23 protein-coding genes, 2 tRNA genes and 1 pseudogene are annotated in these 21,415 nt (G+C 71.4%); 13 read left to right on the forward strand and 13 right to left on the reverse strand.

The genetic code is table 11. The annotated features are described in order from the left end of the window. The 4 genes and pseudogenes from HBH26_RS18425 to HBH26_RS18440 all read left to right on the forward strand — a co-directional run. A pseudogene (locus tag HBH26_RS18425) lies at nucleotides 1–108 on the forward strand (IS5 family transposase); the annotation flags it as partial. A 437-nt stretch (nucleotides 109–545) separates the two neighbouring features. Beyond that, a complete protein-coding gene (locus HBH26_RS18430) occupies nucleotides 546–1,205 on the forward strand; it encodes a trimeric intracellular cation channel family protein (protein WP_168136112.1) in 660 nt (219 codons plus the stop codon). Nucleotides 1,206–1,279: 74 nt separating this feature from the next. Further along, nucleotides 1,280–1,813, forward strand: coding sequence for a glycoside hydrolase family 108 protein (locus HBH26_RS18435; protein ID WP_168136113.1), 534 nt, complete (start codon nucleotides 1,280–1,282; stop codon nucleotides 1,811–1,813). 49 nt (nucleotides 1,814–1,862) lie between these two features. Then, nucleotides 1,863–2,270 carry a holin family protein gene (locus HBH26_RS18440; RefSeq protein WP_168136114.1) on the forward strand — a complete coding sequence of 136 codons (408 nt, stop codon included), beginning with the start codon at nucleotides 1,863–1,865 and terminating at the stop codon, nucleotides 2,268–2,270. Between the two features lie 16 nt (nucleotides 2,271–2,286). Here the strand turns inward: HBH26_RS18440 and HBH26_RS18445 are convergent, their stop codons facing one another. Beyond that, entirely contained in the window at nucleotides 2,287–2,460 is a 174-nt protein-coding gene (locus tag HBH26_RS18445) for a hypothetical protein (protein WP_168136115.1), read from the reverse strand. Nucleotides 2,461–2,597: 137 nt separating this feature from the next. Here HBH26_RS18445 and hslV point away from each other — a divergent pair, with 137 nt between their 5' ends. Both hslV and hslU read left to right on the forward strand, forming a co-directional pair. Continuing rightward, nucleotides 2,598–3,143: an ATP-dependent protease subunit HslV gene (hslV, locus tag HBH26_RS18450; protein WP_168136137.1), complete on the forward strand. Its 546-nt coding sequence runs from the start codon at nucleotides 2,598–2,600 to the stop codon at nucleotides 3,141–3,143. Nucleotides 3,144–3,286: 143 nt separating this feature from the next. Beyond that, complete coding sequence (gene hslU, locus HBH26_RS18455) at nucleotides 3,287–4,582, forward strand: ATP-dependent protease ATPase subunit HslU (protein ID WP_168136116.1); 1,296 nt, start codon at nucleotides 3,287–3,289, stop codon at nucleotides 4,580–4,582. Here hslU and HBH26_RS18460 read toward each other — a convergent pair. The 4 genes from HBH26_RS18460 to HBH26_RS18475 form a co-directional block, all read right to left on the reverse strand. After that, nucleotides 4,563–5,168 carry a nucleotidyltransferase family protein gene (locus tag HBH26_RS18460; protein WP_168136117.1) on the reverse strand — a complete coding sequence of 202 codons (606 nt, stop codon included), beginning with the start codon at nucleotides 5,166–5,168 and terminating at the stop codon, nucleotides 4,563–4,565. The genes hslU and HBH26_RS18460 overlap by 20 nt on opposite strands. After that, the gene (locus HBH26_RS18465) at nucleotides 5,168–6,097 is read right to left on the reverse strand and encodes an XdhC family protein (protein ID WP_168136118.1); all 930 of its coding nucleotides are present in this window, start codon (nucleotides 6,095–6,097) and stop codon (nucleotides 5,168–5,170) included. The genes HBH26_RS18460 and HBH26_RS18465 overlap by 1 nt, the downstream gene beginning before the upstream one ends. A 107-nt stretch (nucleotides 6,098–6,204) precedes the next feature. Further along, nucleotides 6,205–8,412: a xanthine dehydrogenase family protein molybdopterin-binding subunit gene (locus HBH26_RS18470; protein ID WP_168136119.1), complete on the reverse strand. Its 2,208-nt coding sequence runs from the start codon at nucleotides 8,410–8,412 to the stop codon at nucleotides 6,205–6,207. Next, nucleotides 8,409–9,434, reverse strand: a complete 1,026-nt coding sequence (locus HBH26_RS18475) for an alpha/beta fold hydrolase (protein ID WP_239024927.1) — start codon at nucleotides 9,432–9,434, stop codon at nucleotides 8,409–8,411. Before HBH26_RS18475 ends, HBH26_RS18470 begins: the two co-directional genes overlap by 4 nt. Before the next feature lie 108 nt (nucleotides 9,435–9,542). Between HBH26_RS18475 and phaR the strand changes: the two genes are divergently transcribed. After that, nucleotides 9,543–10,121 (forward strand): polyhydroxyalkanoate synthesis repressor PhaR, encoded by a 579-nt coding sequence (phaR, locus tag HBH26_RS18480; protein WP_168136121.1) that lies wholly within the window; start codon nucleotides 9,543–9,545, stop codon nucleotides 10,119–10,121. A 68-nt stretch (nucleotides 10,122–10,189) separates the two neighbouring features. Here phaR and HBH26_RS18485 read toward each other — a convergent pair whose 3' ends face one another. After that, nucleotides 10,190–10,978 (reverse strand): class I SAM-dependent methyltransferase, encoded by a 789-nt coding sequence (locus HBH26_RS18485; RefSeq protein WP_168136122.1) that lies wholly within the window; start codon nucleotides 10,976–10,978, stop codon nucleotides 10,190–10,192. Nucleotides 10,979–11,022: 44 nt separating this feature from the next. Between HBH26_RS18485 and HBH26_RS18490 the strand changes: the two genes are divergently transcribed. Then, complete coding sequence (locus HBH26_RS18490; RefSeq protein ID WP_168136111.1) at nucleotides 11,023–11,229, forward strand: hypothetical protein; 207 nt, start codon at nucleotides 11,023–11,025, stop codon at nucleotides 11,227–11,229. Between the two features lie 4 nt (nucleotides 11,230–11,233). Here the strand turns inward: HBH26_RS18490 and HBH26_RS18495 are convergent, their stop codons facing one another. Then, entirely contained in the window at nucleotides 11,234–12,436 is a 1,203-nt protein-coding gene (locus HBH26_RS18495) for an aspartyl protease family protein (RefSeq protein WP_168136123.1), read from the reverse strand. Between the two features lie 200 nt (nucleotides 12,437–12,636). Here HBH26_RS18495 and HBH26_RS18500 point away from each other — a divergent pair, with 200 nt between their 5' ends. Together HBH26_RS18500 and HBH26_RS18505 are read left to right on the forward strand one after the other, a co-directional pair. Then, nucleotides 12,637–14,553: a potassium transporter Kup gene (locus tag HBH26_RS18500; RefSeq protein ID WP_420825003.1), complete on the forward strand. Its 1,917-nt coding sequence runs from the start codon at nucleotides 12,637–12,639 to the stop codon at nucleotides 14,551–14,553. After that, the gene (locus HBH26_RS18505) at nucleotides 14,550–15,068 is read left to right on the forward strand and encodes a 2'-5' RNA ligase family protein (RefSeq protein ID WP_168136124.1); all 519 of its coding nucleotides are present in this window, start codon (nucleotides 14,550–14,552) and stop codon (nucleotides 15,066–15,068) included. Before HBH26_RS18500 ends, HBH26_RS18505 begins: the two co-directional genes overlap by 4 nt. A gap of 18 nt (nucleotides 15,069–15,086) precedes the next feature. Here the strand turns inward: HBH26_RS18505 and HBH26_RS18510 are convergent. Further along, nucleotides 15,087–15,163: transfer RNA gene (locus HBH26_RS18510), tRNA-Met, on the reverse strand. A gap of 125 nt (nucleotides 15,164–15,288) precedes the next feature. Here HBH26_RS18510 and uraH point away from each other — a divergent pair. Next, nucleotides 15,289–15,681 carry a hydroxyisourate hydrolase gene (uraH, locus tag HBH26_RS18515; protein ID WP_168136125.1) on the forward strand — a complete coding sequence of 131 codons (393 nt, stop codon included), beginning with the start codon at nucleotides 15,289–15,291 and terminating at the stop codon, nucleotides 15,679–15,681. Here uraH and rimO read toward each other — a convergent pair. After that, nucleotides 15,666–17,009: a 30S ribosomal protein S12 methylthiotransferase RimO gene (gene rimO, locus HBH26_RS18520; protein ID WP_168136126.1), complete on the reverse strand. Its 1,344-nt coding sequence runs from the start codon at nucleotides 17,007–17,009 to the stop codon at nucleotides 15,666–15,668. The two genes, uraH and rimO, sit on opposite strands and share 16 nt — an antisense overlap. Nucleotides 17,010–17,173: 164 nt before the next feature. Here rimO and HBH26_RS18525 point away from each other — a divergent pair, with 164 nt between their 5' ends. Next, nucleotides 17,174–17,725: a DOMON-like domain-containing protein gene (locus tag HBH26_RS18525; protein ID WP_168136127.1), complete on the forward strand. Its 552-nt coding sequence runs from the start codon at nucleotides 17,174–17,176 to the stop codon at nucleotides 17,723–17,725. Further along, nucleotides 17,722–18,918: an exo-beta-N-acetylmuramidase NamZ family protein gene (locus HBH26_RS18530; RefSeq protein WP_168136128.1), complete on the forward strand. Its 1,197-nt coding sequence runs from the start codon at nucleotides 17,722–17,724 to the stop codon at nucleotides 18,916–18,918. The genes HBH26_RS18525 and HBH26_RS18530 overlap by 4 nt, the downstream gene beginning before the upstream one ends. On the opposite strand, the gene HBH26_RS18535 is transcribed toward HBH26_RS18530, so the two are convergent. The 4 genes from HBH26_RS18535 to ihfB form a co-directional block, all read right to left on the reverse strand. Further along, the gene (locus tag HBH26_RS18535) at nucleotides 18,912–19,331 is read right to left on the reverse strand and encodes a DUF4112 domain-containing protein (RefSeq protein WP_168136129.1); all 420 of its coding nucleotides are present in this window, start codon (nucleotides 19,329–19,331) and stop codon (nucleotides 18,912–18,914) included. The genes HBH26_RS18530 and HBH26_RS18535 overlap by 7 nt on opposite strands. 5 nt (nucleotides 19,332–19,336) lie before the next feature. Next, a complete protein-coding gene (locus HBH26_RS18540; protein ID WP_168136130.1) occupies nucleotides 19,337–20,812 on the reverse strand; it encodes an ABC transporter substrate-binding protein in 1,476 nt (491 codons plus the stop codon). Nucleotides 20,813–20,851: 39 nt separating this feature from the next. Further along, nucleotides 20,852–20,931, reverse strand: a tRNA-Leu gene (locus tag HBH26_RS18545). 107 nt (nucleotides 20,932–21,038) lie between these two features. After that, the gene (ihfB, locus tag HBH26_RS18550; protein WP_168136131.1) at nucleotides 21,039–21,317 is read right to left on the reverse strand and encodes an integration host factor subunit beta; all 279 of its coding nucleotides are present in this window, start codon (nucleotides 21,315–21,317) and stop codon (nucleotides 21,039–21,041) included. Nucleotides 21,318–21,415: the final 98 nt, after the last annotated feature.

Raw genomic sequence — 21,415 nt, forward strand, 5'->3', positions numbered from 1 at the left:
TTCGGCCGCCTCAAGGATTGGCGGCGCGTCGCCACCCGCTACGATCGCTGCCCCACAGCCTTCTTTTCCGCCGTCGCCCTCGCTGCGACAGTCATCTTCTGGCTCTGATCAACGAGTCCTGACCCTAAGAGCTTGGTCCGACTCGGCCGAGGTGAGACCATCCTGTCAGCAGCGCAGGATCTTCGCCGGGAAATCGAGGAAGATCATGCGGTTGTGAGGTCGCCGGCAACGCGGGCGGCGCGACGAGGGAAGGGTGCCCGTTCCTGACGACGGGGATCGCCCACGGCGCACGACGCGACAGCAGCGACCGCAGGCGAGCGGCGAGCGCACGGAGGCGAGGGCGACCTTGCCGCCCCGCGCGATCCCTTGCCGAAGCACGGCGGCCACCGGCCGCCGCGCGCCGCCGCCCGGGTGCCTTCTTCGGAAGGAAAGCCAGCGGCGACAGGGGGATCGGCAGCGATGCCGGTCCCCTTTTCGCGTCGCCGCACGACGCCGCGCGCGCAAGCACGTCGACCCGCCGCCGCGCGCGCGATACGGATCGGGACATGTCCCCCGTCCTGCCTCCAGCCGTCCTGCCCCCCGCCATCCTGCTTCCCGCCTTCGCGCCGTGGCTGGACATCGCCGGCCTGGCCGTCTTCGCCGCCTCGGGCGCGCTGGCGGCGGCGCGGCGCGGACAGACGATGGTGACGCTCGCCTTCTTCGCGCTGGCCACCGGCGTCGGCGGCGGCACGGTGCGCGACCTGCTGATCGGCGCTCCGGTGTTCTGGATCGTGGATGCGCACGTGTCCGCCGTTTGCCTAGCGGTGGCGCTGCTGATCTGGTGCACGCCCGAGCGCTGGTGGCGCGGTGCCGCGCTCGACTGGTTCGACGCGGTCGGGCTCGCCGCCTACGCCGTCTACGGCGCGGCCAAGGCGATCGGCTACGGCGTGCCGCCGCTGCCCGCCGCGCTGATGGGGGTGGTGACGGGCTGCGTCGGCGGCATCATCCGCGACGTGCTGGCGGGGGAGCCGTCGATCCTGATGCGGCCCGAATTGTACGTCACCGCCGCCGCGCTGGCGGCCGGGCTGTACGTCGTCCTGCGCGAACTCGGCGTCGATCCCTGGCTAGCGGCGACGGTGGCGGCGGTCGCGGGCTTCGCGCTGCGCGCCGCGGCGATCCGCTGGCGGCTGGCTCTACCCGCCTACGGCGGCGCGCGACCGGGTTGACCGCGCGGCCGGGCGCCGCTGTCCTACATTGTTCGTTCTTTCTATGTTCCTGTCGCCAACAGGAGGAATCGAACATGATCGACGCACTGGTCGACGCCGTCATCGACCGCGAGGGCGGCTTCGTCCACCACCCGGCGGATCGCGGCGGCGCGACGCGCTGGGGCATCACCGAGGCGGTGGCGCGCGCCAACGGCTATGCCGGCGAGATGCGCCACTTCGCGCGCCCCGCCGCCGCGGCGCTGTACCGGCGGCTGTACTGGACCGTGCCGGGGTTCGATCGCGTCGCCGAGCGATCGCCCATGCTGGCGGCGGAGCTGTTCGACACCGGCGTCAACATGGGGCCGGCGGTCGCCGCGACGTTCCTGCAACGCGCGCTCAACGCGCTGAACCGCGGCGGCAGCGACTATGCCGACGTCCTGCTCGACGGCCGCATCGGCGCCGCCACGCTGGCCGCGCTCGACGGCTTCCTCGTGACCCGGCCAGGCGGGGAGACCGTGCTGGTGAAGGCGGTCGAGGCGTTGCAGGGCGAGCGCTACCTGACGCTGGCGGAGCGGCGCCCCGCGAACGAGGCGTTCCTCTACGGCTGGCTGGCCAACCGGCTCGACTGAGAACACGTCCGCGCCTCAACATCCTCAACACTCGCGAAGAGGAAATCCCATGTCGATCATCGACGGAATCATCGGCCCCGTAGCGGGCCTGCTGGACAAGATCATTCCCGATCCCAAGGCGCGCGACGCCGCCAAGCTGGAATTGCTGCGGCTGGAAGGCACGCAGGAGCTGGAGCGGGTGCGCACGCAGATGGGCGCGGTGCTGGCCGAGGCGGCGTCGCCCGACCCGTGGACCAGCCGCGCGCGCCCGTCCTTCCTCTACGTCATGTACGCGCTGCTGCTGTGGTCGATCCCCATGGGCCTGATCGCCGCGGTCCGGCCGGAAATGGCCCGCGCGATCGGCGCGGGGATGAACGCCTATCTCGCCGGCATTCCGGAGCCGCTCTACGCGCTCTTCGGTACGGGCTATCTCGGCTACACGGTGGCGCGCGAATGGGGCAAGGCGAAGGGGAAATAGGCGCCGCGAAGCGACATCAGGCGTCCTCGCCGGCCTCCCGCTCCGACGGCGGGTACAGCCGGTCGAGGTACGCCTCCGCCATGCGGTAGTGCGCCTGGCAGGCGGCGGTGCTCTCGGCGTCGCTGGCGGCCTTGATCTCGGCTTCGGCGCGGGCGGCGAAATAGTCGGTGTCGTCGTCGGTCGCGGTCACGTTCGTCTCTCCTGACACCGATATAGGGTGCCGCGCTTGCCGATTCCTTGCGATCGGTTAGCGAAATATGTCGGGGTTGGCGGGAAGCCTCGCGGCTCCCTACATGCGCCGCCATGAGCGGGAAAGACGAACATTCGATGCCGGTCTGGCAGGGCACCACCATCCTGTCCGTGCGCCGCGGCGGCAAGGTCGTCGTCGTCGGCGACGGTCAGGTTTCCATGGGACAGACGGTGATGAAGCCCAACGCGCGCAAGGTGCGCACGCTGGGTCAGGACGGAAAGGTGATCGCGGGCTTCGCCGGCGCCACCGCGGACGCCTTCACCCTGTTCGAGCGGCTGGAAGCCAAGCTGGAGCGGCACGGCGGCCACCTGATGCGCGCCGCGGTGGAATTGGCCAAGGACTGGCGCACCGACAAATACCTGCGCAACCTAGAGGCGATGATGATCGTCGCCGACCGGGACGTGACGCTGATCCTGACCGGCAACGGCGACGTGCTGGAGCCGGAGGCGGGCGTCGCCGCGATCGGATCGGGCGGCAATTACGCGCTCGCCGCCGCGCGCGCGCTGGTGGAGTATGAGGACGACGCCGAGGTCCTGTGCCGCAAGGCGATGAAGATCGCCGCCGAGGTGTGCGTCTACACCAACGACCGCCTGACCATCGAGACGCTGGACAGCGCGACGTAGTCGGTCGCCCCTGCGCAGGCAGGGGCCCATGACTGCGGAATGGAAGAACAAGATCGACACACCGGCCTCCCGCTCTGTGTCGGACGGCAGGCATGACGATACGGAAATAGGCCCCTGCCTTCGCAGGGGTGACGAAGGACAAGATGAACGACAATCTCACGCCCAAGGCCATCGTCGCCGCGCTCGACGCGCACATCATCGGTCAGCGCGACGCCAAGCGCGCCGTCGCCGTCGCGCTGCGCAACCGCTGGCGCCGGCAGAAGCTGTCGCCGGACCTGCGCGACGAGGTGACGCCGAAGAACATCCTGATGATCGGCCCGACCGGCTGCGGCAAGACGGAGATCAGCCGCCGCCTCGCGAAGCTCGCCGACGCGCCCTTCGTGAAGGTGGAGGCGACCAAGTTCACCGAGGTCGGCTACGTCGGCCGAGACGTGGAGCAGATCGCGCGCGACCTCGTCGAGGAAGCGGTGCGGCTGGAGAAGGAGCGCCGCCGCCTCGCCGTGAAGGACAAGGCGGAGGAGGCGGCGATGAACCGCCTGCTCGACGCGCTGGTCGGCAAGGATTCTAGCCAGGCGACGCGCGAGAGCTTCCGCCAGCGCTTCCGCGACGGCCATCTCGACGCGACGGAGATCGAGATCGACCTGCCCGTGCAGCCGCAGATGCCGTTCGACCTGCCGGGCGGCGGCTCGGTCGGGATGATCAATCTGTCCGAGATGTTCGGCAAGATGACCGGCGGGCAGACCAAGCGGCGCAAGCTGACGGTGCCGGCGGCGTGGGAGAAGCTGGTCGAGGAGGAAGCCGACAAGCGGCTCGACCAGGACGAGGTGAGCCGCGTCGCACTGGCCGACGCCGAGGCGAACGGGATCGTCTTCCTCGACGAGATCGACAAGATCGCGGTCAGCGACGTGCGCGGCGGCTCGGTCAGCCGCGAGGGCGTGCAGCGCGATCTCCTGCCGCTGATCGAGGGCACCACGGTGTCGACCAAGTACGGGCCGATGAAGACCGATCACATCCTCTTCATCGCGTCAGGCGCGTTCCACGTCGCCAAGCCCAGCGACCTGCTGCCCGAATTGCAGGGCCGCCTTCCGATCCGCGTCGAGCTGAAGGGCCTGACCGAGGACGATTTCGTCGCCATCCTGAGCGATACGAAGGCGTCGCTGCCCGCGCAGTACACCGCGCTGATCGCGACAGAGGGCGTCGACGTCGCCTTCACGGAGGACGGCATCCGCGCGGTGGCGAAGATCGCGGCGGAGGTGAACGGCGAGGTCGAGAACATCGGCGCGCGCCGGTTGCAGACGGTGATGGAGAAGCTGCTGGAGGAAGTCAGCTTCGACGCGGAGGATCGTGCCGGCGGCACGCTGACGGTGGATGCCGCCTATGTCGAGGCGCAGCTCGCCAGCATCGCGCGCAACACCGACCTCAGCCGCTTCGTGCTGTGACGCCTCGGCGCGCCCGACCGCAAAGCCGGGCGAGTTCCTCGGGCGTATCGACGTCGATCAGCTCGTCCGCGCCGGCGACGACCGGGCGGGCGGTGCGGATCAGCGCGCGGGCGCCCGCGTCGCCCGTCGCGGCGTCCAGCGCGGCGAAATGCGCCCGGCCGAACAGGGCGGGAGGCGAGGGGCGGTTCCCGTCGCTGGAGGCGACGAGCGCCTCGTCGCCGTCGCCCGCGTCGGTCACCCGGCGGACGTGCGCGGCGGTGACGAGCGGCATGTCGGCCAGCGCGACCAGCACCGCGGCGGGGTCGTGCGACCGCGCGCGGCGCACGCCGAGCCGCAGCGAGGAGGACAGGTCGCGCACCGGATCGTCGTTGACGACCGTGTCGAGGCCGAGCGCGGCATAGTCGAGCGTGTTGCCCGGCGCCACGACCGCGTACCGCGCGCGGAACGGCACCGCGGCCAGCGCCTCCGCGACGTGGAGGCCGAGCGGGCGGCCGCGTAGCGGCTGCTCCAGCTTGTTGCCGGCCGCGCCCATCCGCGTCGACCGGCCCGCGGCGAGGAGGACGAGGACGACCTCCTCCGCGCGCATCAACCCTTGCCCTTGCCGTGGAACGCACCGATCATCGCCGCCGCGATCGACAGTGCGATCTCCGACGGGCCGATCGCGCCGATATCGATCCCGACCGGCCCGTCGATCCGCGCCAGCCGGTCGGGCGCGACGCCCAGCGCGGCCAGCCGCTCCAGTCGGGCGGCATGGCTCTTGCGGCTGCCGAGCGCACCGACATAGGGCGCGTCGCTGGCCAGCGCGGCGACCAGCGCGGGGTCGTCGATCTTCGTGTCGTGACTGAGCGTCACCACCGCGGTGGACGGGCCCGGCTTCCACGCCGCCACGGCCTCGTCGGGCCAGCGGTCGTCCAGCGTGACCCCGGGGAAGCGCTCCTCCGTCAGGAAGCGGCCGCGCGGGTCGATCACCACCGTCTCGATGCCGAGCGTGCCGGCCAGCGCGGCGAGGCTCTGCGCGATCTGCACCGCGCCGACGATCAGCAGCCGGCGTGGCGGATCGTAGCGGTTGACGAAGACCTCGCCGGTTTCGACCGGGCGCAGGTCGGAGTGGCCGGTCGCGAGGTCCGTCGTGACGGTCAGCCCCGTGCCCGCCTCGCGCGCCTCGGCGATGCGGTCGAACAGCTCGGGGTCGAAGCCCTCGGCGGAGACGGGCTGCACCATCACCGCGATCTCCCCGCCGCAGGGAAGGCCGACCTGCCACGCGCTGTCGTCGGCCACGCCATATCGCTGGAGGGCGAAGGGCGCGCCGGCGATCACCTTTGCCGCGGTGTCGAGGATCTCGCCCTCCACGCAGCCGCCGGACACCGAACCCTCGAAGCGGCCGTCGGCGTGGACCAGCATGTGGCTGCCGCGCGGGCGGGGCGCGGAGCCCCAGGTCGAGACCACGGTGGCGAGCGCCATCGGCGCGCCCTTCCACTCGGCGGCGGCGGCGAGGACGGTGTCGTTGTCGGCCATGGAGGTGAACGTTCCTATCTACGTTCGTGCTGAGCGAAGTCGAAGCACAGCCACCTGCGCTTGGCCTTCGACTACGCTCGGGCCGAACGGTCGTTGCATCACCCGCGTCACACCGGCGGCAAGCCGGCCAGCAGCGCGTCGAGCGTCACCGGCACGTCGCGGACGCGCACGCCGGTGGCGTTGTAGATGGCGTTCACCACCGCCGCGCCTGCGCCGGAGATGCCCAGCTCGCCCACCGCCTTCGCGCCGACCTGATTGGCGGCGTCGTCGATGTCCTCGATGAAGTGGCATTCGATCTGCGGCACGTCCGCGTTCACCGCGACGTGATATTCGCCAAAATCGGGATTGACGAAGCGACCCGAGCGGGTGTCGACCACGCCCGCCTCGCCCAGCGCGTAGCTGATCCCCCACACCACGCCGCCGACGATCTGGTTCTCCGCCGTCTTGCGGTTGAGGACCCGTCCGACGTCGTAGACGCCCAGCATTCGGCGCACGCGCACTTCGCCCGTCACCGCGTTCACCGCCACTTCGCAGAAGTGCGCCCCGTGGCTCGCCTGGCTGGTGCGCTTCGCCTGCTGCCCGGGGGCGCTGTGGCCGTGACCGGCGATCGGCTGCCCGCGGACGAGGTCGGCGAGCGGCACCGCGCGCGTCTCGCCGGCGGTGACGCAGCCGTCCTTCAGCACCAGCTCCTCCGGCGCGGCGTTGATGCGGCGGGCGAGTTCGGCGAGGATGTCCTCGCACGCCAGCGCCACTGCGGAGCAGGCGCTGCCCGCGCCGAACGAGCCGCCCGATCCGGCGGTCTTCGGCAGGTTCGTGTCGCCGATCTCCACCGTGACGCGGTCGGGCGAAAGGCCCAGGATCTCGCCCGCGGTCTGCGCCAGGATGGTGTACGTCCCCGTGCCGATGTCGGTCATGTCGCATCGCACCGTGGCGCGGCCGTCCGTGTCCAGCACCACGTCCGCCGCCGCCTCGACGGTGAAGTTGCCGCGCAGCGAGGCGGCCATGCCGATGCCCACCAGCCACTCGCCGTCGCGCACGGAGGCGGGATCGGGCACCCGCGCGGGCCAGCCGAAGCGGCGCGCGCCCTCGTCGTAGCAGTCGAGCAGGCGTCGGGTGGAGAAAGGCTTGTTCGACGTGGGATCGACCCGGGGCTCGTTGCGGCGGCGCAGCTCGATGGGGTCGAGACCGAGCTGTTCGGCCAGCTCGTCCATCGCGCACTCGATCGCAAACGTGCCGATCGCCTCCCCCGGCGCGCGCACCGCGCCCGTGGCGGGCAGGTCCAGCCTGACGAGGTCGGTACGGAAGCGGCGGCTCTCGCCCGCGTAGAGCGGGATCGAGCCGAACGGGATCGGCTCGAGGAACGCGCCGTCGTCGTTCTGCGCGGCGACGCCCTCGTGCGCGACGGCGGCGATGTGTCCGTCCGTGTCGCAGGCGATGCGCACGCGCTGCGTCGTGGCGGAGCGGTGGTGGCCGAGGTAGGCGATCTGCTGCCGCGGCAGCGCGACCTTCACCGCGCATCCGAGCTTCTCCGCGGCGATCGCGGCCAGGATCACCTCCGGCCCGACGCCGGTCTTTCCGCCGAAGCCGCCGCCGACATAGGGCGCGAGCACGCGGACGCGCTCCGCCGGCAGCTTCATCGCCTGCGCGATCGTGTCGCGCGCGGCGCCGATCACCTGATTGGAGGAGCGCAGCGTCAGCACGTCGCCGTCCCACCACACGGTGGTCGCGTGCGGCTCCAGCGCGGCGGGGAAGTGGACCGGCGTCGTGTAGGCGACGTCCAGCGTCACCTCCGCTGCGGCCATGGCGGCGTCGACATCGCCCTTGTCGATCGCGGGCAGGAAGCCGAGCTTGTGGTCGCGCTGCACCGGCTCGGCCGCCATGTCGTGGCGCCCCGGCGCGGCGTCGACGTGGACGCGCACCCGCGCCGCCGCCTCGCGCGCCACCGCCTGCGACTTTGCGACGACGACGGCGAGCGGCTGGCCGTAGTGGAAGATGCGGCGGGTGCCGGCGTGCGCCATCGCGCGGCTGTTGCTCTCGCCCGCGGGGATGCGCGGGTCGTCGTGGATGATCGCGACCACGCCCGCCAGCGCCTCCGCGGCCGCGGTGTCGAAGCCCGTCACCTCGCCCGCGCCCACGGGCGCGCCGACGACGGCGGCGTAGAGCGCGCCGGCGGGCGCGCGCTCATAGGCGTAGGTGGCGCCGCCGGTGACCTTCAGCGGCCCCTCGATGCGCGGGATCGCCGCGCCCAGCGTACCCTGCCGCGCCCGGGCGAGGCCGCCCGGCCGCTCCGCCGTGTCGATCGATTGGTGAGTCATGTCGTTGAACCTAGGTGCTTCGCCCCGCGCGCGCCAGCCAGTCGGACCAGCCATTCGGTCAGCGGATCGTAGAGCATCGCCTGCGCCCTGCCGCCGACCACCATGCCGACATGGCCGAGCGACAGGTCGTGCCGCTCGCCCACGTCCGCGGCGGTGGCGGCCGGCGTGATCCGGTCTGTGCGACTGACGAACTGTGCCACCGGACAGGCGAGTCGCGCCGGATCGACCGCGTGTCCGCCCACCTGCCACTCGCCGCGCCCCGGCAGGTCGCGCGACAGGAGGGCGTCGAACAGGTCCGCGCCCGCGGCATAGGTCAGCGGTGCGCCCGCGTTCGCCCAATCCTCCAGCGCGACGAAGGTGGCCGCCTGCGCGTCCGGCATCGTCGCGAACGCCTCGTACTTCGCGATCGTGCGCGCGGGATCGAGCCTCCAGAAGCCGGCCTGCAGCACCTCCATCGGCAGCGCGCCGATCGCGCGCGCGGCAGGCTCCGCACGCTGCCACAGCGCCGTCATCTCGGCGCGCGCCGCCTCGCCATAGCCGGCGAAGTGCCACGGCGCGGCGATGGTGGCGACGCCCGCGCAGCGCGCGCCCGGCAGCGCCGCGGCGGCGAGCGCCAGCGTGCCGCCCAGGCAATAGCCGACCAGGATCGGCGGCCGGTCGAGCTTCGCCAGCAGCGGCAACAGCCGATCGGCGACGTGGCCGGCGAGGTCGAGCCCGGCATCCTGCGGGCGCGGCGTGCCCCAGTCGACGAGCCACGCGCGGAAGCCCCGCGCGGCGACGTGGCGGACGAGCGAGCGGCCGGGCGCGAGGTCGAGCACGAAGGGCGGGTTGATGAGCGAGGGGACGAAGACGACGGGCGGCCCCGTCACGTCCCCGCCGACGTCGCGCAGCCGCGCCGCACCCTTGCGGAAGCGCGCCGGCGGCAAGACGCGGCGAGGGCGCGGCGCCTGCTGGTAGCGGCGCAGACCTGCCAGCGCGGCGGCGCGCCGCTCCGACGATGCTGCGGTTTCGCTGCGCAGCATGTCGAGGAACAGGGGCAGGGGGCGCGGACCATGTTGCGGCGCGTCATGCCGTGCTATACCCCCTGGCGGACGGTCCTTTGACGATCGGGGCATGGAGGATCTCTCGCGATGAGGAAGCAGCACGGCGGCGGGCAGGACGCAGATCGGGCGGTGGTCATCAAGAAATACGCCAACCGCCGGCTCTATAACACCGAAAGCTCCTCCTACATCACGCTGGAGCACCTGGCGCAGATGACGCGCGACGGTCGCGAGTTCCGCGTGGTCGATGCAAAGACGGACGAGGATATCACGCACAACGTCCTGACGCAGATCATCATGGAGGAGGAGAGCCGCGGCCAGACCATGCTGCCGGTCAGCTTCCTTCGCCAGCTGATCGCGCTCTACGGCGATTCCATGCAGTCGATGGTGCCCGCCTATCTCGAGGCGTCGATGGACAGTTTCCGCCGCAACCAGGAACAGTTCCGCACCGCAGTGGAGGGCGCGTTCGCCGGCTCGCCCTTCGCCGAGATCGCCAAGCGCAACATGCAGATGTTCGAGGCGGCGGCGTCGGCGTTCAAGGCGGGCAAGCCGCCCTTCACCGCGGCCCCGCCCGCCGCCGCGACGGCCGCCGGCAAGGACGGCGAGATCGCGGCGCTGAAGGCGGAACTCGCCAGCCTGCGCGAGAAGGTGGAGAAGCTGGACGGGTGACGTGGCCGCCCCGGTTGCCGTCGGTACCCGTCACCCCGGCCGTAGACCGGGGTGACGGACATGCTGGGTCAGCGCGGCTTCACGAAGCGCAGCGTCATCCGGTCGCTCTCGCCGATGGCGGCATATTTCGCGCGGTCGGTGTCGCCCAGGCGATAGGTGGGCGGCAGCGTCCACACGCCTTCCGGATGGTCGTGCGTGTCGCGGGGGTTGGCGTTCACTTCCGACGTGCCGGCCTGGCGGAAGCCGGCCGCCGTGGCGAGCCGGACGATCGTGCTGGTCTTCAAATAGCCGCTCTTCGCCTCCAGCGCGCTGTCCATCCGCTCGGGCAGGCGGTGGTCGACGATTCCCAGCGTGCCGCCCGGCTTCAGCATGGCGAACCACGCCTTGAACACGCCGGCCGCCGCCTCGCCGCCGTTCATCGTCAGGTTGTGGACGTTGCGGAAGGTGAGGACGACGTCCTGGCTGTTCGCCGGGACGGTGGAGGTGCCGGTCGCCGGATCGACGGTGGCGACCGTGCCGGTCAGCCCCTTGTCCGCCAGCATCTTCTTCGCGCCTTCCGCGCCGCGCGCCGGGACGAGGGCGGTGTAGCTGCCGCCGCCGGCCGGGACCTTCGCCAGGATCTCGCTGTACCAGCCGCCGCCCGGGATGAACTCGACCACCTTCTTCGCCGGCGTCACGCCGAAGAAGGCGAGCGTCTCGGCCGGGTGGCGATAGCGGTCGCGTGCGCGGTTCGCCTCGCTGCGCGCCGGGTCGGCGATGGCCTTCGCCACGGCGGGATCGGTGCGCGGCTGCGGCGCGGCGACGGCGGCTACCGCCCCGGCGAGCACGACGGGCGCGAGGAAGAACGAGGGTTTCATCGGGGGCCTCTCCTTGGCGTGATGCGCGGCAGGCTGGCGGAGCGATGATCGAACTGCAAGACCCGACGCGGACCGGGCTCTACGCGGCGGTGGCGCTGTGCGCCGCGGTGGCGGTGCTGGCGGGGTGGAAGCAGGCGCGGCGCGGGCGGCGGCGGGACGTGGACGCGGTCGGCTGGGTCGACTGGACGACGGTGCAGATGCTGGCGCTGTTCGCGCTGGCAGCGGCGGCGCTGCTGGCGTGGAAGGGCTGAGCCGTCAGTAGAAGCGCTGCAGCGTCAGCGCGCGGGTATCGCCGCCGCACAGGGTCAGCGCCACGATACGGCCGGGCGCGTCCGTGACCCAGCGGGCGAGCGGGCTGTCGGCGTAGCCGCGCGAGACCGGCGTCCCGTCCACGGCGCAGATCGCCTCGCCCTCGCGGAAGCCCACCGCCGCTGCCGGGCCGCCGCGCATGACGTGCAGCACCTTCAGCCGGTCCGACGCCAGGCCCAGCAGCAGCCCGCTGGTGGAGCGAACCGCCGGCCGCGCGGCGGCCGCCGCGTCCTCCGCCAGCAGCATGTGGCCCGCACCCGGGTCGAGAAGCACGCGATAGCGCTGGAGGAAGCCGGAGCCGATCCGCCCCGCGGTGCCGATCTGGTCGGAGAAGCCGCCGGGCGGCTCGATCCGCACCTCCACCTGCCGCGCCACCGCCTGGCCGACGGACAGTTCGGGCACGATCGCCATGTCGCTGACGACCGGACCGGCCAGGCCGTAGGAAATGGTGGTGGTGGCGGCGGCCGGAGCGGCGGCGGCGCGGGTGCGCCGCCACGCGGGGGCGCTCAGCGTTACCGCCGAGCCGTCGCCCGTGTCGACGATGACCGGCTGCACGCGCTGCCCCGCCAGCATCAGCGCGCTGACGTACACCTGCCGGTCGGGCGCGATCGACAGGGGTGCCGTCACTCCGGCGAACGGCATCCGCCCGCTCTTGAGGAAGCGGAAGCGGCGCGCGCGATAGTCGATGTCGAGCGCGAAGCCCGCGGTCAGGTCGCGGCCGACCAGCAGGTCCACCGCCTGCGCGCTGCCCGTCGCGGCGGCAGGCAGGTCCACCACCGCCAGCGTACCGCCGCTGCGCACCAGCCCGCCGATCGCGAGCGTGCGCGTCGCCACCTTCCCGATGTCCACCGTCCCGCCGATCGCGGCCGCGCGCCCGCCGTCGCCGACGGTGAGGCGCTGCGCGTCCGCGTAGCGGCGGGCGAGCACGGAGATGCTGACGCCGGTGTCGAGGATGGCGGTCACCGGCCGCCCGTCCAGCGTCATCGCGAAGCGGATCTGGTTGCCGGGGGTGAGATCGAAGTCGATCCAGCGCTCCTCGCTGTCGTGCGTCAGCGCGGCGGCCGGCAGGGGGGGGCGGGGGGGGGCAGGGGGGGGCACGGGCGCGGCGGCGAGCGCGAGCGGCGCGAGGAGGGCGAGCGATCGGCGCATGGCCGCACGCTTGTAGCCCGCCCCGCCGCCGGCGAGAAGCCGCGCCCGCGCGGCACAACCGTCGCGCGATGCGGCCGGTCGCGGCGACGGGGGGGCAGGGACGACGGGCTCCAATTGCGTGCCCACGCGGTCGGTGCTAGTCGCGCCGCCACCATGAGGACGATCGACCCCCGCGTCATGACCTCCCGAAGTTCCCCCGCGTGAACACCGACGATCCGGCGCTCAGAGCCCAGGCCGCCGCGCCGCACCACCATGCGCGCGACGGCATGGCGAAGCTGGCCGTAGGCGCGATCGGGGTCGTCTACGGCGACATCGGCACCAGCCCGCTCTACGCGATGAAGGAGGTGTTCGTCGGGCACCATCCGCTCACCGTCGACCGGCTGCACATCTTCGGCGTGGTCAGCCTGATCTTCTGGTCGCTGATGCTGATCGTGACGCTGAAGTACGTGCTGCTGATCCTGCGCGCCGACAACAATGGCGAGGGCGGCAGCCTGGCGCTGCTGGCGCTGATCCAGCGGCGTACGCAGGGGAAGGGGAAGCGCTGGGGACCCAGCCTCGTCATCCTGGGCGTGCTGGCGACCGCGCTATTCTTCGGCGACTGCATGATAACGCCCGCCATTTCCGTCCTCTCCGCGGTGGAGGGGCTGGCGACGGTGGAACAGGGGTTCGACGGCTTCGTGCTGCCGATCGCGGTGACGATCCTGGTCGCGCTGTTCTACCTGCAATCGGTCGGGACGGCGCGGGTGGGTCGGCTGTTCGGGCCGATCATGCTCGTCTACTTCGTCGTGCTGGCGGTGCTGGGCGTGATGCACATCGCGCAGCAGCCCGCGATCTTCCAGGCGCTGAACCCGGTGTGGGCGTTCCGCTTCGCCGCGAACGACGGCGGGCTCGCGTTCCTGGCGCTCGGTTCCGTCGTGCTGGCCGTGACGGGGGCCGAGGCGCTCTACGCCGACATGGGGCATTTCGGACGCCGGCCGATCGCGCACGCGTGGATGTTCGTCGTACTGCCCGCATTGATGCTGAACTACCTGGGCCAGGGCGCGCTGCTGCTCGGCATGCCGGAGGCGGCGTCGAACCCCTTCTTCCTGATGGCGCCGGAGGATTTCCGCCTGCCGCTCGTCATCCTCGCCACCATGGCCACCGTGATCGCCAGCCAGGCGGTCATCACCGGGGCGTTCAGCGTGGTGCAGCAGGCGGTGCAGCTCGGCCTGATGCCGCGGCTGCGCATCGCGCACACCAGCGCGTCGGAAGCGGGGCAGATCTACATCCCGTCGGCCAATTGGGCGCTGATGACGATGGTGCTGCTGCTGATCTTCGGCTTCGGCGAATCGTCGAACCTCGCCGCCGCCTACGGCATCGCCGTGACGGGAACGATGTTCATCTCCACCTGCATGGTCGGCGTGCTGATCCGCCGCGTGTGGCACTGGCCGATCTACGCGGTGGCGGCGTTCGAGATCGCGTTCCTGACGATCGACGGCCTCTATTTCGCGTCGAACCTGACGAAGGTGCCCGACGGCGGCTGGTTCCCGCTGCTGGTCGCCGTCGTCGTCTTCGTGCTGCTGACCACCTGGTCGCAGGGGCGCAAGCTGATGCTGGAGCGGATGCGCGAGGCGGCGATGCCGATCCGCATCTTCATCGATTCGGCCGCCGGCTCCGCCACCCGCGTGTCGGGTACCGCGGTGTTCATGACGTCCACGCCGGAAGGCGTGCCTCACGCGCTGCTGCACAACCTGAAGCACAATCGCGTGCTGCACGACCGCGTCATCCTGCTGACCGTCCGCGTCACGGACATGCCCTATTTTCCCGAACAGGACCGCTTCCTGCACGAGGACCTGGGCAGCGGCTTCCACCGCGTGATCCTGCGCTACGGCTTCATGGAGGAGCCCGACGTGCCGGCGCAGCTGAAGACGTTCCACGGCTGCGGCGCGGCGTTCAAGATGATGGAGACCAGCTTCTTCCTCAGCCGCCAGACGCTGCTGGCGTCGGAGCGGCCCGGCATGGCGCTGTGGCGCGAGAAGCTGTTCGCCTGGATGCTGCGCAACGCGGAGAGCGCGATGGAATTCTTCCGCCTGCCGACCAACCGCGTGGTGGAGCTGGGCAGCCAGATCGAGATTTGAGCGAGACGGCGGCGCCCGCTCCCATCATCGTCTCCGCGCTGTTCGGGCGCGAGGACCAGGCGTGGTTCGACCGGCAGCGCGCGGCGTATTTCCCCGTGGAGCGCAACCATCTTCCCGCTCACCTGACGATGTTCCACCACCTGCCGCCGTCGAGCGCGGCCGAGCTGTCGCGGCGACTGCGCGAGGCGACGCGAGGGGTGCCGGCACCCGCGGCACGGCTGGCGGGCGTGATCTCGCTGGGGCGCGGCGTCGCCTATCGCATCGATTCACCCGGGCTGGCGGCGATCCGCGCCGATCTGGCCGACGCCTTTGCCGGGTTGCTGGTGCCACAGGACCAGGCCGGCTGGCGCGCGCACGTGACGGTGCAGAACAAGGTGGAGCCGGCCACGGCGAAGGCGCTGCTCGCCGAGTTGCAGGCGGGCTTCGCCGCCCGGCCGCTGCGCATCGCGGGGCTGGCGGCGTGGTGGTATCGCGGCGGCCCGTGGGAGCTGCTGTCGCGTCACGATTTCGGCTGACGTTCGCGCCTGAACCCCTGGTAGCGGAGGAGGGACTTGAACCCCCGACCCCAGGATTATGATTCCCGTGCTCTAACCAGCTGAGCTACTCCGCCGTGCGGCCAGGAGTTCAGGCGAGGGGGCCTATTAGCAGCGCCGCACCGCCGGTCAACCGCATCATTGCGGTTGACGCCGTCGCCCCCGGGCGGTCCGATGCGGTCTTCATCGAAGGAGACGTGCGATGCGGCCGTGGATCCCTCTCTCGCTCGCACTGGCGGCGCTGCCGACGCCCGCCGCGGCGGCCGACATCAGCACCCACGTGCTCGACCTGGCGCGTGGCGTCGGCGGCGTGGGCGTGCCCGTCACGCTGTCGCGGCGCGACCGGGACGGGCGCTGGATCGAAGTGGCGAAGGGGCGCACGGACGAGAACGGGCGCGTTCGCAGCTTCGGCGCGAGCGCGTCCTTCCCGCCGGCGGACTATCGCCTGCACTTCGACCTGACGCGCTATCCCGATGCGAAGGGCGCGCCCTTCTTCCCGGAGATCGACCTGACGTTCCGCGTCGGGGACGGCGCGCACTATCACGTGCCGGTCGTTCTCAGCCCCTACGGCTATTCCACCTATCGCGGCAATTGATCGGGCACCCCGAAGAGGTCGTGGTCGTCGGCCTCCTCGACGTGCACGCGCACGATATCGCCGACCGACAGGTGGCCCGCGTCGCGCAGGTGGACCTCGCCGTCGATCTCCGGCGCGTCGGCGTAGGAGCGGCCCGTGGCACCGCCCGTCTCCGCGTCGACGGCGTCGATGATCGCGTCGAGCGGGCGGCCGACCTTCGCCTGCAGCTTCGCCGCGCTGATCGCCGCGGTCTTCGCCATGATGCGGGCGTAGCGCTCCTCCTTCACCTCCTCCGGCACCGGATCGGGCAGGTCGTTCGCCGCCGCCCCCGCGACGGGTTCGAAGCGGAAGGCGCCGACGCGGTCGAGCTGCGCCTCGTCCAGCCAGTCGAGCAGATACTGAAAATCCGACTCGGTCTCGCCGGGGAAGCCGACGACGAAGGTGGAGCGGATCGCGATGTCGGGTGCGACGGCGCGCCAGCCGCGGATCCGCTCCAGCACCTTCGCCTCGTTGGCGGGACGGCGCATCCGCTTCAGCACCGCGGGCGCGGCGTGCTGGAACGGGATGTCGAGATAGGGCAGCACCAGCCCCTCCGCCATCAGCGGGATCACCGCGTCGACGTGCGGATAGGGATAGACGTAGTGGAGGCGCACCCAGGGGGCGATCCGGCCCAGCTCGCGCGCCAGGTCGGTCATGCCCGGCACCACCTCGCGCCCCTTCCACGCCCGCGGTTCGCGGCGGATGTCGATGCCGTAGGCGGAGGTATCCTGGCTGATGACCAGCAGCTCCTTCGTCCCCGCGGCCACCAGCTTCTCCGCCTCGCGCAGGATCGCGTCGGGCCGCCGGCTGACCAGATCGCCGCGTAGCGAGGGGATGATGCAGAAGGTGCAGCGATGATTGCAGCCCTCGGAGATCTTCAGATAGCTGTAGTGTCGCGGCGTCAGCTTCAGCCCGGCATCGGGAATCAGGTCCACGTACGGCCCGATCGAGGGCGGTGCGGCCTCGTGCACCGCCTCCACCACCTGCTCGTACTCGTGCGCGCCGGTGATCGCGAGGACCTGCGGAAAGCGGGCGCGGATCGTCTCCGCTTCCTTCCCCATGCACCCCGTCACGATGACGCGTCCGTTCTCCGCGATGGCCTCGCCGATCGCCTCCAGCGATTCCTCCTTGGCCGAATCGAGGAAGCCGCAGGTGTTGACCAGCACCACGTCGGCACCGGCATAGTCGGCGGACATATGGTAGCCGTCGGCGCGGAGCTGGGTCAGGATGCGCTCGCTGTCGACGAGGTTCTTCGGACAGCCGAGCGACACCATGCCCACACGGGGCGGGGAGGGAAGTTGCGTTGCCATGGGAGTGGCGGCCACATAGGCGAAGTCGGGTGATTTTGCCAGTGGGGACACGTCATGCCGGGCCCTTCGGCGAAGCTCAGGACAGGCTTGTCCCGGCACCCACCGCGCGGCAGGAGCAAAGGGGACGGCGCTCGCGGCCTGGTGGATGCCGGGACGAGCCCGGCATGACGGAGGTAGCCTTGGCCGAGTTCACGCTGATCCCGCATCCTTCGGCACCCGCCGCTTCGGTCCGCAGGATCACCGTCGACATGACCCGCCCCGCGCGCGACCGGATCGGGCTGGCCTATCGCATCCACGGCGATCTCGACGCGATCCGCTGGCCCGATCCCGTCGCGTCCGACTTCGCGCACGAATTGTGGATGCACACCTGCTTCGAGGCGTTCGTCGCGGGCGACGGCGACTTCTACCGCGAGCTCAACCTGTCACCCTCCACGCGCTACGCGATCTACGACTTCAACGGCTATCGCGGCGCGATGCGCGACGCGGACGAGCGCGAGCTGACGATCGCCTTCGACCGCGGGACCGCGACGCTGACGGCGCACGTGTCGATGCCTGCCCTCGCGTCCGTGGACGTGTGGCGGGTCGGGCTGACCACGGTGATCGAGGACGTGTCGGGCGCCAAGTCCTTCTTCGCGCTGGCGCACCCGCGCGCAGAGCCGGATTTCCACAACGAGGCTGGCTTCGTCGCGCGGCTTGCGGCACCGGGGATCGCATGAACTTCGGTATCGATCGCCTGCTCGCCGACGCTGCGCTGCGTGCGCCGCTGGAGGGAAAGCGCGTCGCGCTGCTCGCGCACCCCGCCTCCGTCACGGCGGATCTGACGCACAGCCTGGACGCGCTGGTCGCGGCGGGGCTGAACGTCAGCGCGGTGTTCGGTCCGCAGCACGGCGTGCGCGGCGACCTGCAGGACAACATGATGGAGTCGCCCGACTTCACCGACCCCACCTACGGGATGCCCGTCTTCTCGCTCTACGGCGAGGTGCGGCGACCGACCGGGCAGTCGATGCACACGTTCGACGTCATGCTGGTCGACCTTCAGGACGTGGGATGCCGCATCTACACCTTCGTCACGACGTTGCTCTACGTGCTGGAGGCGGCGGCGCAGCATGGCAAGGCGGTGTGGGTGCTCGACCGGCCCAATCCCGCGGGGCGCCCCGTCGAGGGCACCACCTTGCGCGCGGGATGGGAGAGCTTCGTCGGCGCGGGGCCGATGCCGATGCGGCACGGCATGACGCTGGGCGAGATGGGCGCGTGGTTCGTCGCGCATTTCAGGTTGGACGTCGACTATCGCGTGATCGCGATTGAGGGGTGGCAGCCCGATGTGGCGCCGGGCTTCGGCTGGCCGGCGGAGCGGGTGTGGATCAATCCCAGTCCCAATGCCGCCAACGTCAACATGGCTCGCGCCTATGCCGGCACGGTGATGCTGGAAGGAACCACGCTGTCCGAAGGGCGGGGCACCACGCGCCCGCTCGAGCTGTTCGGCGCGCCCGACATCGACGCCCGCGGCCTGATCGCGACGATGCACGACATCGCGCCGCCATGGCTCGCCGGCTGCACGCTGCGCGACATCCATTTCCAGCCGACCTTTCACAAGCATGTCGGCGCGCTGTGCGCGGGCATCTTCGTCCATGCCGAGGGGGCGGGCTACGATCACCATCGCTTCCGCCCGTGGCGGGTGCAGGCGCTGGGGTTCAAGGCGCTGCGCGCGATGCAGCCCGGTTACGACCTGTGGCGCGACTTTCCGTACGAGTACGTCTTCGACAGGCTGGCGATCGACGTCATCAACGGCGGCACGCAGCTGCGCGACTGGGTGGACGACGCCGGCGCCGAAGCGGGCGACCTGGACGCGATCGCCGGCGCCGACGAGTCAGCGTGGGAAGAGGAGCGGCGCCGCTTCCTGCTCTACTGATCGAGCGTCCTCGTGGCGGGATGATGCTTGTCGAGATATTTGCGGATGCGCTTCACGTTGCGCGTGTTTGACCGGTAGAACAGGTCCGCCGCGTCGCCGACCAACGGGATCGCGCCGAGCAAGGTGTCGAAACCGATCCTCGCGCCCATGCCGAACAGCGCGGCGCGGCTCATGCCCAGATTGCGCGCCTCCCACACGATCCACGCCCCCAGCGTCGCGGCGGCGAGATCGCCCACCACCGGCACCAAGCCGACGATCGCGTCGAGCCCCACGCGGCGGTTCAGGCCGGGGATGACGAACATCCCTTCCAGCAGCTTCTCCATCGCCTCCACCCGGCGGCGCACCGCGGCGGGATCCTTGCCCAGCGGGAGCGCGTCGAAGGCGGCGGGGGTAAGCGGGACGGGGCGGGCCATGACGATTAGTTGGTGTCGGCGCGCAGGCGGTTCAACGGGTGCCACGCGCGCGGGTTGGCGGTCCAGGCGCGCAGGCGATAGGCGACCAGCGACCAGCGGAAGGGCCGGGCGAGCGGGATGAAGCCGCCGTCCTCGGTCAGCGCCGCATCCGCCGCCGCGATGGAGCGTGCTCGATCGGCCAGCGTGGGTGCGACGCGCGCCGCCTCGATCGCCTCGCGCGCCGCCGGGGCGCAGTCGCGGCACGCCTGGTCGAGGTACCAGCGCGCACTGTCGTAGGGGGCGACGCGGTCGACGAGGACGAGGTCCGCCGCGTCGTCGTCGGCGGCGACGCGGACCGGGCGGACACCGATCGCGAGCAGGTCGCGCGCGAGATGTGCGAACAGGATCGTCCCGCCCGCCCCCCCCGGCAGCGCCAGACGCAGCACGGGTGCCGCGCCGCGCCCGGCCCGCCATCGCGCCACGATGCCGGCGGCGGCGGCGCGGCGCTCGGTGACGGGCAGCGCCGACCAGGCGGGGGAGACGGGCGGTGTCGCTGAATCGAGCTGGTCGGGCAGCAGCGTGTCCCGCGCGGGCCAGTCGGGCGAGACGGCGGCGGCGAGCGCGGCGCGATCGATCGCCTGCGCCACCGCGGCGCGATTGGCGATGTCGGCGAGGAAGGCGTCGCGTCGTGCCACGACCAGGCCGAACAGCCCCGCCGCGGGATCGATACGCACGTTCGCGGCGGCGGGCTGCGCCGCGCGGACCAGCGGCCAGTCGGCGATGGTGCCCCCCGCAACCAGATCGGACCCGCGATCGACGAAGCGCGCCACGGCGCGCGCCGCGGGCTCGACGCGCAGGCGGACGTCGTCTTCCGGTCGGGCGCGGTCGTCCGCCTCCCGGTCGGGGTCGGGCAGAGGGGTGAGCAGCAGCGCGTCGGGCTCCTCGCGCGCCAGGCGGAACGGGCCGGCGCCCGCGGCGCGGCGGGCGCGGACCAGCGCCATCTCCGGCTGGGCGAACAGCTTCAGCAGGTCGGGTCGTGGGCGGGACAGCTCGACCTCGATCACTTCCGGCGTCATCTCGACCACGCGCGAGATGGCGGAGAGATAGGGCGACAGATCGTTGCGCGCGCCGGCCGCGATCTGTCGACGCAGCAGTGCGACCACCTCCGCCGCGGTCACGGGGGCGCCGTCAGACCAGCGCGTGCGGCCCAGGCGGAAGATGAAGCTCATGCCGCCGTCGGTGACGATCCAGCGCTGCGCCAGCCCCGCCTCAACTTGGCCGGCGGCATCGAGCCGCACCAGTCCCATCGCCAGCGCGCCGGTAAGCGCCCGGTCGCCGGGCGGCAGATCGCGACGGTCGGCGCGCGCCAGCGCGGGCTTGCCCTCGCCGACCACGCTGACCACCACCGGCCCCACGTCGGCGCGCCGCCCACAGGCGGCCGCACTGGACAGGGCGAGCAGCAGCAGCGGCAGGCTGGAGCGGCGGCGAAGGCGCGACGTCATGGGCGCGATGGTCCTCCCGGCGGGACGGTGCGGGTGCGGTGCGGACGGCGGGACTCGAACCCGCACGCCATCGGCAGAGGATTTTAAGTCCCCAGCGTCTACCATTCCGCCACGTCCGCGCCGCCGCCGACCAAGCCGAGACGAGCGGACAGGTCAAGCCGCATCGCTCCCCGGTCGCTCGCAATCGATTGCGAACGGCGGTGTGAACCGTCGCGCGAGGTCGGCGTCAAACGTTCAGGCGCGCGCGCATTTCCTTGCCGGGCTTGAAGTAGGGAACGCGCTTTGCGTCGACCGCCACCGCTTCGCCGGTGCGCGGATTGCGGCCAGAGCGCGCGTCGCGCTCACGCGTGGAGAAGGCGCCGAAGCCGCGCAGCTCGACTCGGCCGTCGTTTGCCAGGCGCCGCGTGATTTCCTCGAAGAAGGTCGCGACGATCCCTTCCACGTCGCGCTGCGACAGCTCGGGGTTCATCGTCGCCAAACACTGTACCAGTTCCGACCGTATCATATTCCGTGTCTCTCCCCCCCGGGACGCCGCGGCTCGGCGATGGGCTGATACAGATCAATACATGGAACAGGTAGATGAAAAGATGGGAAAATGCCCGA

The organism is Sphingomonas corticis (assembly GCF_012035195.1).
Lineage (GTDB): Bacteria > Pseudomonadota > Alphaproteobacteria > Sphingomonadales > Sphingomonadaceae > Sphingomonas > Sphingomonas corticis.

Coding starts and splice junctions, on each gene's coding strand:
- HBH26_RS18430 (WP_168136112.1), top strand. CDS start 546: ATGTCCCCCGTCCTGCCTCCAGCCGTCCTGCCCCCCGCCATCCTGCTT.
- HBH26_RS18435 (WP_168136113.1), top strand. CDS start 1,280: ATGATCGACGCACTGGTCGACGCCGTCATCGACCGCGAGGGCGGCTTC.
- HBH26_RS18440 (WP_168136114.1), top strand. CDS start 1,863: ATGTCGATCATCGACGGAATCATCGGCCCCGTAGCGGGCCTGCTGGAC.
- hslV (WP_168136137.1), top strand. CDS start 2,598: ATGCCGGTCTGGCAGGGCACCACCATCCTGTCCGTGCGCCGCGGCGGC.
- hslU (WP_168136116.1), top strand. CDS start 3,287: ATGAACGACAATCTCACGCCCAAGGCCATCGTCGCCGCGCTCGACGCG.
- HBH26_RS18460 (WP_168136117.1), bottom strand. CDS start 5,168: ATGCGCGCGGAGGAGGTCGTCCTCGTCCTCCTCGCCGCGGGCCGGTCG.
- HBH26_RS18465 (WP_168136118.1), bottom strand. CDS start 6,097: ATGGCCGACAACGACACCGTCCTCGCCGCCGCCGCCGAGTGGAAGGGC.
- HBH26_RS18470 (WP_168136119.1), bottom strand. CDS start 8,412: ATGACTCACCAATCGATCGACACGGCGGAGCGGCCGGGCGGCCTCGCC.
- HBH26_RS18475 (WP_239024927.1), bottom strand. CDS start 9,434: ATGCTGCGCAGCGAAACCGCAGCATCGTCGGAGCGGCGCGCCGCCGCG.
- phaR (WP_168136121.1), top strand. CDS start 9,543: ATGAGGAAGCAGCACGGCGGCGGGCAGGACGCAGATCGGGCGGTGGTC.
- HBH26_RS18485 (WP_168136122.1), bottom strand. CDS start 10,978: ATGAAACCCTCGTTCTTCCTCGCGCCCGTCGTGCTCGCCGGGGCGGTA.
- HBH26_RS18490 (WP_168136111.1), top strand. CDS start 11,023: ATGATCGAACTGCAAGACCCGACGCGGACCGGGCTCTACGCGGCGGTG.
- HBH26_RS18495 (WP_168136123.1), bottom strand. CDS start 12,436: ATGCGCCGATCGCTCGCCCTCCTCGCGCCGCTCGCGCTCGCCGCCGCG.
- uraH (WP_168136125.1), top strand. CDS start 15,289: ATGCGGCCGTGGATCCCTCTCTCGCTCGCACTGGCGGCGCTGCCGACG.
- rimO (WP_168136126.1), bottom strand. CDS start 17,009: ATGGCAACGCAACTTCCCTCCCCGCCCCGTGTGGGCATGGTGTCGCTC.
- HBH26_RS18525 (WP_168136127.1), top strand. CDS start 17,174: ATGACGGAGGTAGCCTTGGCCGAGTTCACGCTGATCCCGCATCCTTCG.
- HBH26_RS18530 (WP_168136128.1), top strand. CDS start 17,722: ATGAACTTCGGTATCGATCGCCTGCTCGCCGACGCTGCGCTGCGTGCG.
- HBH26_RS18535 (WP_168136129.1), bottom strand. CDS start 19,331: ATGGCCCGCCCCGTCCCGCTTACCCCCGCCGCCTTCGACGCGCTCCCG.
- HBH26_RS18540 (WP_168136130.1), bottom strand. CDS start 20,812: ATGACGTCGCGCCTTCGCCGCCGCTCCAGCCTGCCGCTGCTGCTGCTC.
- ihfB (WP_168136131.1), bottom strand. CDS start 21,317: ATGATACGGTCGGAACTGGTACAGTGTTTGGCGACGATGAACCCCGAG.